The organism is Dokdonia sp. Hel_I_63 (assembly GCF_007827285.1).
Lineage (GTDB): Bacteria > Bacteroidota > Bacteroidia > Flavobacteriales > Flavobacteriaceae > Dokdonia.
The window spans coordinates 610,758-623,962 of sequence record NZ_VISD01000001.1 but is presented as its reverse complement, the minus strand read 5'-3'; the positions used below and the strand labels follow the sequence as shown (position 1 = coordinate 623,962).

The 13,205-nt window shown below is 37.3% G+C and carries 12 protein-coding genes; 4 read left to right on the top strand and 8 right to left on the bottom strand.

Translation table 11 applies throughout. The features are described 5' to 3' along the window. Nucleotide 1 precedes the first annotated feature (1 nt). Nucleotides 2-874 (bottom strand): 30S ribosomal protein S6--L-glutamate ligase, encoded by an 873-nt coding sequence (rimK, locus tag JM84_RS02805; RefSeq protein ID WP_013750585.1) that lies wholly within the window; start codon nucleotides 872-874, stop codon nucleotides 2-4. Beyond that, nucleotides 849-1,295 carry an ATP-dependent zinc protease gene (locus tag JM84_RS02800; protein WP_013750586.1) on the bottom strand — a complete coding sequence of 149 codons (447 nt, stop codon included), beginning with the start codon at nucleotides 1,293-1,295 and terminating at the stop codon, nucleotides 849-851. The genes rimK and JM84_RS02800 overlap by 26 nt, the downstream gene beginning before the upstream one ends. A gap of 102 nt (nucleotides 1,296-1,397) precedes the next feature. On the opposite strand from JM84_RS02800, the gene uvrC reads away from it, so the two are divergent. From uvrC to JM84_RS02785, 3 genes are all read left to right on the top strand, one after another. After that, entirely contained in the window at nucleotides 1,398-3,194 is a 1,797-nt protein-coding gene (uvrC, locus tag JM84_RS02795; protein ID WP_041295628.1) for an excinuclease ABC subunit UvrC, read from the top strand. Then, nucleotides 3,191-5,422 (top strand): patatin-like phospholipase family protein, encoded by a 2,232-nt coding sequence (locus JM84_RS02790; protein ID WP_144782632.1) that lies wholly within the window; start codon nucleotides 3,191-3,193, stop codon nucleotides 5,420-5,422. The genes uvrC and JM84_RS02790 overlap by 4 nt, the downstream gene beginning before the upstream one ends. A gap of 131 nt (nucleotides 5,423-5,553) precedes the next feature. Beyond that, nucleotides 5,554-6,324: a hypothetical protein gene (locus tag JM84_RS02785; RefSeq protein WP_144782630.1), complete on the top strand. Its 771-nt coding sequence runs from the start codon at nucleotides 5,554-5,556 to the stop codon at nucleotides 6,322-6,324. A gap of 62 nt (nucleotides 6,325-6,386) precedes the next feature. On the opposite strand, the gene pyk is transcribed toward JM84_RS02785, so the two are convergent. From pyk to JM84_RS02755, 6 genes are all read right to left on the bottom strand, one after another. Further along, nucleotides 6,387-7,814: a pyruvate kinase gene (gene pyk, locus JM84_RS02780; protein WP_144782629.1), complete on the bottom strand. Its 1,428-nt coding sequence runs from the start codon at nucleotides 7,812-7,814 to the stop codon at nucleotides 6,387-6,389. Beyond that, nucleotides 7,814-8,290, bottom strand: coding sequence for an IPExxxVDY family protein (locus JM84_RS02775; protein WP_013750591.1), 477 nt, complete (start codon nucleotides 8,288-8,290; stop codon nucleotides 7,814-7,816). The genes pyk and JM84_RS02775 overlap by 1 nt, the downstream gene beginning before the upstream one ends. Before the next feature lie 105 nt (nucleotides 8,291-8,395). Next, complete coding sequence (locus tag JM84_RS02770; protein WP_144782627.1) at nucleotides 8,396-10,030, bottom strand: sensor histidine kinase; 1,635 nt, start codon at nucleotides 10,028-10,030, stop codon at nucleotides 8,396-8,398. Between the two features lie 93 nt (nucleotides 10,031-10,123). Continuing rightward, complete coding sequence (gene rnc, locus JM84_RS02765) at nucleotides 10,124-10,861, bottom strand: ribonuclease III (RefSeq protein WP_013750593.1); 738 nt, start codon at nucleotides 10,859-10,861, stop codon at nucleotides 10,124-10,126. An 8-nt stretch (nucleotides 10,862-10,869) separates the two neighbouring features. After that, a complete protein-coding gene (fabF, locus tag JM84_RS02760; RefSeq protein ID WP_013750594.1) occupies nucleotides 10,870-12,123 on the bottom strand; it encodes a beta-ketoacyl-ACP synthase II in 1,254 nt (417 codons plus the stop codon). A gap of 10 nt (nucleotides 12,124-12,133) precedes the next feature. Beyond that, nucleotides 12,134-12,367 carry an acyl carrier protein gene (locus JM84_RS02755; RefSeq protein ID WP_013750595.1) on the bottom strand — a complete coding sequence of 78 codons (234 nt, stop codon included), beginning with the start codon at nucleotides 12,365-12,367 and terminating at the stop codon, nucleotides 12,134-12,136. Between the two features lie 177 nt (nucleotides 12,368-12,544). On the opposite strand from JM84_RS02755, the gene JM84_RS02750 reads away from it, so the two are divergent. Further along, nucleotides 12,545-13,138 carry a phosphoribosylglycinamide formyltransferase gene (locus JM84_RS02750; RefSeq protein ID WP_013750596.1) on the top strand — a complete coding sequence of 198 codons (594 nt, stop codon included), beginning with the start codon at nucleotides 12,545-12,547 and terminating at the stop codon, nucleotides 13,136-13,138. Nucleotides 13,139-13,205: the final 67 nt, after the last annotated feature.

The window sequence follows — 13,205 nt, the reverse complement described above, 5'->3', positions numbered from 1 at the left end:
CTTATATATTACGTTCAATATAGCGAATAATTGTTTTGGCAATATCCTTCCCTGTAGCTTTTTCAATCCCTTCTAAACCTGGAGATGAATTTACTTCTAGAATGAGTGGGCCGCGATCACTTTGCAGCATATCTACACCAGCTACTCCTAGACCCATTGCTTTTGCTGCTTTTATAGCCGCATTTTCCTCTTCGTCTGTTAAGCTTATAATTTCTGCAGTTCCTCCTCTATGCAAATTAGAACGGAACTCTCCTTCTTTACCCTGGCGCTTCATAGCTCCTACAATCTGACCATCTACTACAAATGCTCTAATGTCTGCTCCTTTTGCTTCCTTGATATATTCTTGCACAATCACTCGGGCTTCGAGTCCATTAAAAGCTTCAATTACAGACTCAGCTGCATTTTTGGTCTCTGCGAGTACTACACCTAACCCTTGAGTTCCCTCAAGTAGTTTTATAATAAGAGGTGCTCCACCTACATGTGCAATCATCTCCTCCACATCTCGGGAGTAGTTTGTAAAAATGGTCTTAGGTAACCCTAGTTTTGATCTAGATAATACTTGTAAACTACGCAGTTTATCTCGACTTCTCACAAGTGCCTGAGAGGTTGTTGTGGTAAAAGCATCCATCATCTCAAATTGCCTCACCACTGCAGTACCATAAAACGTAATAGAAGCACCTATACGAGGTATAATTGCATCTGCTGTCTCAAGTGTGCGTCCTTTGTAAAAGACCGTAGGCTTTTTCTTTTCTATGATAAGGTCACATTTAAGAGGATCAATTACCTCAACGCTATGCCCTCTCTTTAATCCTACTTCTACAAGTCTAGATGTACTGTATAAATGTGGATTACGAGATAATATCTTTAGATTCATTGTTTTTAAGGTTGTAGGATACGTTTGTAAACTCAGTATCCACGATGAATTTTTTTGTTAGAAATTTCCTTCCTATCAGAACAGGAAACCTCATATCTTCTCTTGACGAGAGCGTTAATGATATCTTATAAGTCTTACTAAAGATAGTAATACTACTCTGGACTTGATATCTATATTGAGTTTCTCCATTACTACTTCGCACGATGGCAATATCATACTCCTCAAAAATCATTTCTTGACCATTATAGAGTGGATGTTCTTCGTCAAAGAATGTGCACACTAGTTTGTTTTCCTTTTCAACAATACTGTGACAATGTATGGAAGAGGTGTAGGCACCCGTATCGATTTTAATATCAATATCGTAAAACCCTAGAACTGGAAAATCTGCTTTGTCAGTGCGACCTATAGTGCGTTTTGGCATAGTATGGCAAGGTATAAAATATGTACTTTCTTTATAAAGATTTTAATGCGATTTTTTATGCTTTCGCGAAAGCGTAATCCGCCTCATATATTATCTTTGAGTATGCCTGCTGCTCCAATAGAACTTCAACTCAAAACACTTCCTACAAGTCCGGGAATATATCAATACTACGATAAAAACGGAAAACTGCTTTACGTAGGAAAAGCAAAGAACTTAAAAAAACGAGTACTTTCCTATTTTAATAAAACCCTAGATAACGGCCGCATAAGGACGATGGTCAAAAAGATTCACGAGATGAAGCATATCGTGGTCGAGACCGAGACAGATGCGCTTCTTCTTGAAAACAGTCTTATAAAAGAATATCAGCCACGGTACAACGTACTGCTTAAAGATGATAAAAGCTACCCGTGGATTTGTATAAAAAATGAACGCTTCCCTAGGATTTTCCCTACGCGTAGACTCATTAAAGATGGTAGCGAGTATTATGGTCCATACACGAGTATGAAAACAGTGCGCACGCTACTAGACTTGATTAAAAGTTTATATAAGCTTCGCACTTGTAATTATGACCTTTCTAAAGATAAGATAGACGCTGGGAAGTATAAAGTGTGCCTTGAATATCATCTAGGCAACTGCGAAGGCCCTTGTGAAGACAAGCAGTCAGAAAAAGAATATCATGAGCACATAGAACACATACGGCAGATTGTAAAAGGTGATTTTAAAGATTCTCTAGCTCGCTTTCGCGAAAAAATGAAGGAGCACGCTGCTGCCATGGAATTTGAAGATGCACAACGCATTAAAGAAAAGCTTGACATCCTTGAAGGGTACCAATCTAAAAGTACGGTGGTTAATCCTAAGATAAGCGATGTTGATGTATTCTCCATTATAAGCGATGAGGGGTATGGGTATGTAAACTTCTTACAGATATCACACGGTGCCATTATTAAGTCTCATACGCTAGAACTCAAGAAGCAACTAGACGAGACCGATAAAGAATTACTTGAGCTGGGTATTATTGAGATTCAGCAACGTTTTGACCATAACTCAAAGGAAATCTATGTTCCATTTGAAGTAGAGCTAGGTGATCAATATAAAATTACCGTGCCTAAACTAGGTGACAAAAAGCGCATACTAGAACTCTCTGAACGTAATGCAAAGTATTACAGGATGGAACGTTTCAAGCAAACTAAAATAGTAGATCCAGACCGCCATACTAACCGCATCATGGCACAAATGAAGGCAGACCTAAGATTAACTGAGGAGCCTAGACATATAGAATGCTTTGACAACTCAAACATACAAGGTTCAAATCCTGTAGCCGCCTGCGTCGTTTTTAAGAACGGAAAGGCTAGCAAAAGTGATTATCGTAAATTTAATATCAAGACAGTAGAAGGTCCAGATGATTTTGCGAGCATGGAAGAAGTAGTTTATAGACGTTACAAACGGCTACTAGCCGAAGATCAACCACTACCTCAACTCATAATCGTAGATGGTGGTAAGGGTCAATTATCTAGTGGTGTAAAGGCACTAGATGACTTAGGCTTGCGTGGCAAAATAGCAATTATAGGTATTGCAAAACGTCTAGAAGAATTATTTTATCCTGGTGACAGTATTCCATTATATCTCGACAAAAAGAGTGAGACCCTTAAAATTATACAACAATTACGTAATGAGGCGCACCGCTTTGGCATCACCTTTCACCGTAATCAACGTAGTAATGCAGCCCTAGGAACAGAACTTGACGCTATACGTGGTATAGGTGAAAAAACAATTGTAGATTTATTAAAACATTACCGTTCTGTTTCAAAAGTAAAAGTGGCAAGCAAAAAGAGTCTCACAGAGGTAATAGGACCATCAAAAGCAGCTATCATATATAATCACTACCACGTTAAAGAATGAAGTACTTCATACTAGTTATAGCCTTAATATTAAGCTTCTCTGCATTTGCACAAGATGCACAAAAAGAGGATGTAAAAGTAGGTCTTGTACTTAGTGGTGGTGGTGCAAAAGGCTTTGCTCACATAGGCGTTCTTAAAGTTATAGAAGAAGCTGGTGTACGCATAGATTACATTGCCGGCACTAGTATGGGTGCTATTGTAGGAGGACTCTATGCTTCAGGGTATAATGCGGCAGAGTTAGATTCTATTTTTACTTCTGTAAATTTTAATAACATCATTCAAGATAATTTACCTCGTAAGGCAAAGACCTCTTATGAGCGTGACGATGCAGAGCGATATGTAGTATCACTACCGTTTGATCACCTTAAACTATCGCTTCCTAGCTCCTTAAGTAAAGGGCAAAACACTTATAATTTACTGGCTAAAAATCTCGATCACATTTCGAATATTAATGATTTTAGTAAACTCCCTATTCCTTTTTTCTGCATCGCTACAGATGTAGAAAAAGGAGAGCAAGTCATCTTGGACAAAGGTTATCTCCCTGAAGCGCTTGGCGCTAGTGGAGCATTACCTTCATTATTTAGTCCAGTACTCATAAACGGAAAACTCCTTATAGATGGAGGTGTTACAAATAACTATCCTGTAGAAGAGTTGCGCGCAAAAGGAATGGACATTATTATTGGTGTGGATGTACAAGATACACTGCGTGGTAGATCCAATCTCAAATCTGCATCTGAGGTGTTATTGCAAATCAACAACTATCGCACTGCAAAGGCGATGGAGGAAAAACGCACGCAAACAGATCTTTACATACGACCTTCTATTGATGCTTATTCTGTGGTTTCCTTTAATGATGGTAAAGTCATTATGGGCACAGGTCGCACTAAGGCGATGGAACAGTATGATGCACTTAAGGAAGTTGCTATGAGGCAAAAACCGCTTTCGCGAAAGCGTATAAAACCCACTCCACAAGATTCATTACAGATTGCCGCCGTGAGTATTACAGGAAATGAGCAATATACTAGAGCCTACATTCTCGGAAAATTAAAGCTTACTCCTCCTGTAACGGTATCTTATGATGATTTTTATAATGGCATCAATAACCTCACAGCCACCGAAAACTTTAATAGAATAGGACATAGACTTCAGAAGGTAAATGATGAGTTTGTACTCCATGTTGAGTTAAAAGAGTCTAGTAGCACGCAATCATTGCGCCTAGCGTTACATTATGATGACCTTTTTCGCACTGCTGCACTTATTAATTTCACAAAAAAAGGAGTGCTTTTTAAAAATGATATTGCCTCTTTAGACTTTATTCTAGGAGACAATATTAGATACGATTTTGACTACTACATTGATAAAGGTTTTTACTGGAGTGTGGGAGTAAACTCTTCTTACACCTCTTTTGAACAAGGGGTAAGCGCTCGTCTTATTGAAGATTTACGTGACATACCTCTAGATGGTATTAATAGGGTGAGCCTTAATTATCAAGACTTAACAAACAGAATTTATGTACAAACGCTACTAGCGAAGCAATTTACATTTGACATAGGTATACAGCATAAGTTTTTAGATATCGAAACAGAAACTGTTGTGTCCACTAATGAGGAAGAAACGGCTGTTATTTTTGAACGAAGTAACCTAGGAGGATTGTACTCTCAATTAAAATATGACTCTCTAGATAACAAGTACTTTCCTAACTCAGGAGTTCTTTTTGATGCAGATTTTGATTTATTTCTAGCCTCATCAGATTACAACAATGATTTTACAGAGTTTGGGGTTGCAAATGCACGAATAAAGTATGCTGGAAGTATCGGTAATATATTTACTGCTACCGTTGAAGCTGCAGGAGGTTTTAAAGTAGGTGGAGCAGATAATAATTCGCTTGACTTTTTCTTAGGAGGTTATGGAGCAAAAAAAGTAAATAACATTGTTCCTTTTTTAGGATATGATTATTTAAGTATTGCTGGAGATGGCTATGTCAAAGCATTATTTGAAGTTGATTTTGAGGTTTTTCCTAAAAATCACCTCAACCTCTCAGCAAACTTTGCAAATGTAGGGTATGATATATTTGACAAGCCCGAAAATTGGTTGCCACCGGCTACCTTTTCTGGATATTCCCTAGGGTATGGCTCTGAAACGCTACTTGGACCTTTGCGACTTAAATACACCTATAGCCCAGAAGTTAAACGTAGTGAGTGGTTTATAAGTCTAGGTTACGAATTTTAAACAATTCTTAAGCAATATTTAAATAGCCCACTCGTTGTTGCGGTTTTATCGTTTTTTTAACCTTTTTGTTTTAATATTTGGCACATATCGTGGTTTCTATTGGTAAATGTTTAATCTAAAAATCATTCATCATGAAAATCAACACCATCATCCTCTCCGTAACCTTCTTTACTTTCTTTTTAAGCTGTGATTCTTCAACAGAAAATAATAGTGAACATGGTACTCAAGAAACTCTTGCCATCACAACTCCAAAAGTTCTCGCGACTCCAACTCAATTTTATGTGAACTCTTCCTCTGGTCTATCACTAAGATCAGGAACAAATCTCACCTCAAAAAAAATTCTCACACTTCCTTATGGTGCACAGGTATTCCTATTAAGTAATCCTGAGCACACAGAAATGACGGTAGATGGAATTAAAGGCGAGATGATAGAAGTAAACTATCAGGGAGCAACAGGCTTTGCTTTTAATGGATACTTAACATCGCTTGCTCCACCGCAACCAAATGAAGGTCTAGAAGCATACATAAACCGCATAAGCACTCCAGAACACCCTATTAAAGTAGTCAAGAAGGCCAATAAAAAGGGAGAGGATTATGGAATGACTACAACGCTAGTACTTCCTGCAAAAAACTGGAATGAAGCCTACCGAATATCTCAGCGTCTCTTTAATCTTCCTAAAGGGATAAATCCAGAACTTTCAAATAGAAAAGAAACAGTAACTATTATAAATGGTGAGAAAAGAGACCGCACACAAATAGATGAACTTACTATTAATGTTGCTCCAAAGGGTGCAATAACAAATATCACTTACTCATATGCGTTAAGAGATTATAAGCGCACTATCATCATCAAACAATCTGCTAATGCTTTTGTGATCACAGAGGAAGAAATATCTCTATAAATCTCATTAACTAAAAATGGGTAGCCAGTGGCTACCCATTTTTTTATACATTATACGGAGAATTACACCTCAGAAACACGGAGTGTATTAACCATTCCTTTTTCGAGAAGTGGCATGGCTACTAAATTAATAAGCATATCTCCTTTGTCAACCAATTCTGTGTTTAAAGCCATTTGTCTTATATCTTCTACCGTCTCATCTGTAGTTACGAACTTGTCATAAAACAATGCCTTTACACCCCATAAAAGGTTAAGCTGTGTAAGTATGCGCTTATTTGATGTAAATACAAGAATGTGGGATGATGGTCTCCATGCTGAGATTTGAAAAGCTGTGTAACCACTATTTGTTAAGGTAGTAATTGCTTTTGCATCTATCTCATCTGCCATGTGAGCCGCGTGATAACATATTGCTTTAGTAATGTAACGTTTAGTCTTAATGTGTGGTGGTGCCTGCGGAACTTTAATAAGATCTGAATCTTCTACGTTACGACATATAGAAGCCATCTTTTCAATCACCTGTACCGGGTATTGACCTACAGAAGTTTCTCCAGAAAGCATTACTGCATCTGCTCCGTCCATTACAGAGTTTGCAACGTCATTTACCTCAGCACGTGTAGGCGTAAGGCTAGAAATCATTGTTTCCATCATTTGTGTAGCAATGATTACTGGTATTCTTGCTTTTTTTGCGCGCAATACTAATTGCTTTTGCACTAACGGCACCTCATGTGCTGGAATTTCTACACCTAGATCTCCACGCGCCACCATTAAAGCATCACAATAAGCAACAATCTTATCAATATTTGCTACAGCCTCTGGCTTTTCAATTTTGGCAATAATTGGTACTTTATGATCAGAGTGTTTCTTAATCAACTCTTGTAATTGCTGCAAGTCTTCTGCATGTCTTACAAATGAAAGTGCCATCCAGTCCACCTTAAGTCCTAAAGCGAAAATTGCATCTTTTACGTCTTTTTTAGTGAGTGCTGGAAGTGATATGTCTGTATTAGGTAAGTTTACCCCTTTTTTAGAACGTAACGGTCCTCCTTGAATTACTGTAGCCTCAACTTCTGTTTTACCATCTGTTTTATCAACTTGAAACATCAATTTACCATCATCTAGTAAAATGCGCTCACCTGCTTTTACGTCACGAGGAAACTGCTTATAATTCATATAAACACGATCCTTTGTTCCTTCAAATTCGCTTTCTGTTGAGAAGGTGATTTTATCTCCAGGATTTACAACTACCTCTTCCTTCATTTTTCCTATACGAAGTTTTGGCCCTTGTAAATCTGCTAGTATTGACGTGTTGTATCCAGTCTCTTCGCTTAGCTCACGAATCATAGCTACGCGCTCCTTAACATCTTCATAGTCTGCATGTGAAAAGTTAATGCGGAATACATCTACTCCTGCATTCATCATGTCTAGCAATACTTGTCGCTTACTAGTTGCTGGCCCTAGCGTTGCAACTATCTTGGTTTTTTTTCTTTTCTGCATTATTCAAAAATTAAGTGTTCTTTATTTTTTAACGAGCTTACGTCTACTTCATAAGCGGTAACAATATGTGATATTTGATTGAGAATTTTTAGTGCTTTAGCTTTCGCGAAAGCGTTACCATCCTCAACCACTTTTATAAAATAATCTACTTGTGGCATCTCAGGAATAAAGTAGGTAGTCTTGAGTGTTTTCTCTGATTCAAAAAGACCTACAACAGCCTTAGCTTCTACTTCTATCTTTGTCTTATTTGATAATACATAGTAATCTACGTACTGATGCTCATCATTAAATTCAAAAAAAGGATAGCTTGCCTCTTCTTCTCGATTGCCAATAATGAGGTCTTCACGAGAACGAGATAGTCTTAATCCAAGATTCTTATTAAGTAAGTATGCCAAGTAATATGGCTCTAATGAACCATGTATAGCTATGAGCGTAAAGTCATAACCAATGGAGTCTTCCAAAAGAATTTTATACATTCCCATAACGTTTAAGCAAGTTAGAAAGATACAAAGAAGCATCCGAAGGAATACGCGAGAGGTATTAAAGTTACGTAAACGTTTTCGCTAGAAATTGTAAAATATTTAATCTAAAGGCAATGTGAATGTAACGAGAGTTCCTTTACCATCTTCACTTTCTATATGTAATTCTCCTTTATGAGCATTGAGATACTCATTACTTAAAACTAGTCCTAAACCTGAACCTTTCTCGTTTCTAGTACCCACCCGACTTGTGATTTCAGTTAAGTCAAAGAGTCGTTGCTTGTCATGTTCTGGAATCCCTATTCCGTTATCTTCAATACTAAAAACAAACTTATTATCTAGCCTTGTAAGCTCAATAACTATGATATCATTATCGTGTGAAAACTTAATTGCATTAGATAGTACATTTCTAATTATGGTCGCCACCATATTTTTATCTCCTACTACCTCACCTTTAAAGCTTGACTCTAGACGTATATTAAGCCCTTTATTTTGAAGAGCATGATTTTGTATTTTAATTTGATCTTTTGTAATAGACATGATATCTAATGAAACAGGAGTAAATTCAACTTGATCTGTTTGAAGTTTTGACCATTTTAGAAGGTTGTCAAGTAATGAAATACTATTTCGGCTAGAGTCTTCAAGAGAGTTTATTATAGTGGTGTTTTGATTGTTATTTGCGTGTTCTACTTTTAACACATCTAAAAAGTTTATTACGGATGATAGAGGACCTCTAAGATCGTTTGCTAAAATTGAAAAAAACTTATTTTTAGTAGCTACTAACTCTGACAATCGGACCTTTTGTGAGGCAATAATTTTATTCTTACGCTCATACAAATAATACTGACTTATCAAAAAGAACATAAATCCTAATATGGCGAGATACCACAAACATGATGTAACGCCTAGCGCTAAGAAACCTTCATGAGACTTCTTATAGGCGGTGCTCAATATAAATTCTTTATTGTAAAAAGGGACTACACTAGAGATATAGGTTTCTTCTTTGACATCAAAGTTTTTAAAAAACTCTGGATCCTCATTTACAGAATATATTTTTTGTCCATTATGGGCTCTACTACGATCAAAGTAATTACCGTTACTACTTTTAAACTTAAAGACAAAATCATCTTTATTAGTATGAACATATGCTTTATCTAAAATAGGGGCAAACTCTGCAATACTAGTTATATAACCCATAGAATTACCAAGGCTGTCCAAAACACCAAAACCTAATGGAAGTCCTACTCTACCTTCTAATAAATTTGTGGGGTCTGAGGCATAGAAATTACTCTTACGCATTAAAGAGTCCATTCTCAATGTACCCTCCTTTCCTATAAATTTCGCTATTGATTTTCCTACCAAATTTGCATTAGGTACAGGCTGCATGGTAAAGTCAAAAATAAAAATATGGCTCGTATCAATATATGAGACACTAAAGGGACGTTCCATGATAAGTCCACCTAGCTGCCGTTCTATGAAGGAAGATATATCGTTCTCTGTAAAGCTCCCATTAGATATTTCAATATAACTTTTTACTCCAGAAATTAGAGTCGCATAATTGTTAAGAGCTTCTTGAAATTCCTTTGCAGCTTCTCTATTTGCTCTTTCTAAGTTAAGTGTACGAGCAGCTTCCTCTTGTTGTATTATGCGAGATGTACCCCAATAAACAGCAATTGCCGTTATGAGTGCAAGGAATGCAAAAACGAGATAGTATCTCTTTGGAAATTTTACTAACATAAGGGGTGGAGCCCTAAGACTCTAATCTTTAATCTTCTAGGGGAAAAAGATGATTAAAAAGCTAATGTAGTAAAATCAATTAATAAACTTACGTTATTGAGTTTCAATTTCTCGTTGAAAAGCATAAAAAGTGCGTTTTGAAGCTATTTCTTCTGCCTTTTTCTTACTTGTAGCACGAGCTTTTGCAACAACCTTACCATCTATAAAAAGTTTTACCCCAAAATGCTTTACAGTGTCTTGACCAGTATCTTCAAAAGTTTCAAATTTAAAGGTGCGCTTTTCTTTTTGGCACCATTCTATCAATACACTCTTGTAACTAATGATACGGCCCTCAAGCTTCTCTATATCTACATAGGGCTCTATAACACGCTTAGCTATAAACTTCTCGCAATATTTATAACCTCGATCAAGGTAAATGGCACCAACTAAAGCTTCAAAAAGATTACCATGAATATTAACCCCAAAATTATCTAGGGGAATACTTGCTCTCACATATCTCACAAGATTGAGATCTCTGCCTAGCTCATTGAGATGCTTACGACTCACCACCTTAGATCTCATTTTAGTTAAATATCCTTCATTACCACCTTGTACGGCATTAAAGAGATGTGCTGCAATAACAGACCCGAGCATTGCGTCTCCTAAAAACTCTAATCGCTCATAATTAAGAGGATTACCATCTGCTTTTTTAAGACCTAGAGAACGATGGGTAAAAGCTTTCTCATAGTACTTTATCTCTTTCGGTTTAAAGCCTATAATAGCATGCATTCGCATAAAAAAACTCCCGTCCTTTTCAGCACGAGAGTTAAATATTTTTTTAAATGCGCTCATCTATTAATTTAAGCGTCAATTTTTTTAAATAATACGCAAGCATTGTGACCTCCAAAACCAAAGGTGTTACTCATCGCTACGTTTACTTCTCTCTTTTGCGCTTTATTAAGCGTTAAGTTAAAAGAGGGATTTATATTCTCATCTACTGTAGTATGATTGATTGTAGGAGGGACAAGGCTATGTTGCATCGCAAGGATGGCAGCAATAGACTCTACAGCTCCTGCAGCACCTAGAAGGTGTCCAGTCATAGACTTAGTAGAATTAATATTTATTTCTTTTGCATGGTCACCAAAAACTTTTTTGATAGCCTTTAGCTCTGCTACATCCCCTAGAGGAGTAGATGTTCCGTGCGTGTTGATGTGATCTACATCTTCAGGGTTAAGTCCCGCGTCACGTAAACAATTAAGCATTACACGCTCTACACCTATACCATCTGGATGAGGTGCTGTCATGTGATAAGCATCACTAGACATACCGCCACCTAGAACCTCGGCATAAATTTTGGCGCCACGCGCCTTAGCATGTTCATACTCTTCTAAGATTAATGCACCACTACCTTCTCCTAATACAAAACCATCTCTAGTTGCGTCAAAGGGTCTTGAAGCCGTTTCAAAATCGTCATTTCTAGTTGACAACGCATGCATTGCATTAAAACCACCCATACCAGCTTGCGTTACCGCAGCCTCAGATCCTCCCGTAACAATAATATCACATTGCCCTAAACGTAAATAGTTAAAGGCATCTATCATTGCATTTGCAGAAGAAGCACAAGCAGAAACCGTCGTATAGTTAGGTCCCATAAAGCCATGCTTGATAGAGATATTACCAGGGGCAATATCTGCAATCATCTTAGGTATAAAGAAAGGATTAAATCTAGGAGTGCCATCTCCAGCACCAAAGTTAAGGACTTCATTCTGGAATGTTTCCAAACCACCTATACCGGCTCCCCATATAACCCCAACCCTAAATTTATCAACAGAGTCAAGATCAATGCCCGCATCACTGATAGCTTCATCTGAAGCTACCAGTGCATACTGAGCAAATCTATCGAGCTTTCGAGCTTCTTTCCTATCAAAGAAGTCGAGAGCGTCAAAGTTTTTAAGTTCACAAGCAAACTTCGTTTTAAACTTTTCTGCATCAAAATAGGTGATGGGCGCGCACCCGCTTTTCCCTGTAGAAAGTCCTTCCCAGTATTCCTGAATATTATTTCCTATCGGGGTAAGTGCACCAAGTCCGGTAACTACTACTCGCTTTAACTCCATAAATAAAGACTTATTTTGCCTCTTCTATATAAGATACTGCTTGACCTACTGTCGCAATATTTTCTGCTTGATCGTCTGGAATTTGGATATCAAATTCTTTTTCAAACTCCATAATGAGTTCCACTGTGTCTAGTGAATCAGCGCCTAGGTCGTTTGTGAAGCTCGCTTCCGTTACAACTTCGTTTTCGTCTACTCCTAATTTGTCTACGATAATCGCTTTTACTCTTGATGCAATGTCTGACATAATTTTCTAATTTAAATTTTTATTTAAGTCGCAAAAATAACAAACTTTACCGTTAAACAAGTTTGCAACTCAAAAATGTGAAGGTAATTTACGGAAATATAAAATAAGTTCCTTTCCATAACCTTCAAATAGTTACTAATATTTCTTTATTTCGCACCCACAACAGCAACAAGAAAAATGAAACGAATTGTGATTTTTGCCTCGGGTAACGGTACAAATGCCCAGCGTATTATAGAGTTTTTCCAGGATCGTACGGATGCACAAGTCGTGCAAGTTCTTAGTAACAATCCGCGTGCCAAAGTACTTCAAAGAGCCTCAGCCCTTGATGTTGCTGCGTTTAGTTTTAACAGAAAAGCGTTCTATAAAGGTGATGATGTACTCCATCTTCTTAAGGCTACACAACCAGATGTCATCATTTTGGCAGGTTTTTTATGGCTATTTCCAGAAAAAATAATTTCGGCGTTTCCAGATAAGGTCATAAATATACACCCAGCATTGCTCCCAGATTTTGGAGGAAAAGGCATGTACGGCATGAATGTGCATAAGGCTGTTTACGCTTTCGCGAAAGCGCAACACGATAAAAATCCTTCTCAAAAGATATATACAGGCATCACCATTCATAAAGTAACGCCAGAATATGACAAAGGAGATTTCTTATTTCAAGCCAAAGTTGAAGTAAGCCAAGAAGACACCCCAGAAGCAATTGCCGAAAAAATACACCAACTAGAATACACTCATTTTCCAGAGGTGATTGCTGAGTTTTTATCATAATAGGATGAGAAAGCTGTTTTTCTTAGGACAAATTATAGTAATACATCTGTGGTTTATATTTTCTACG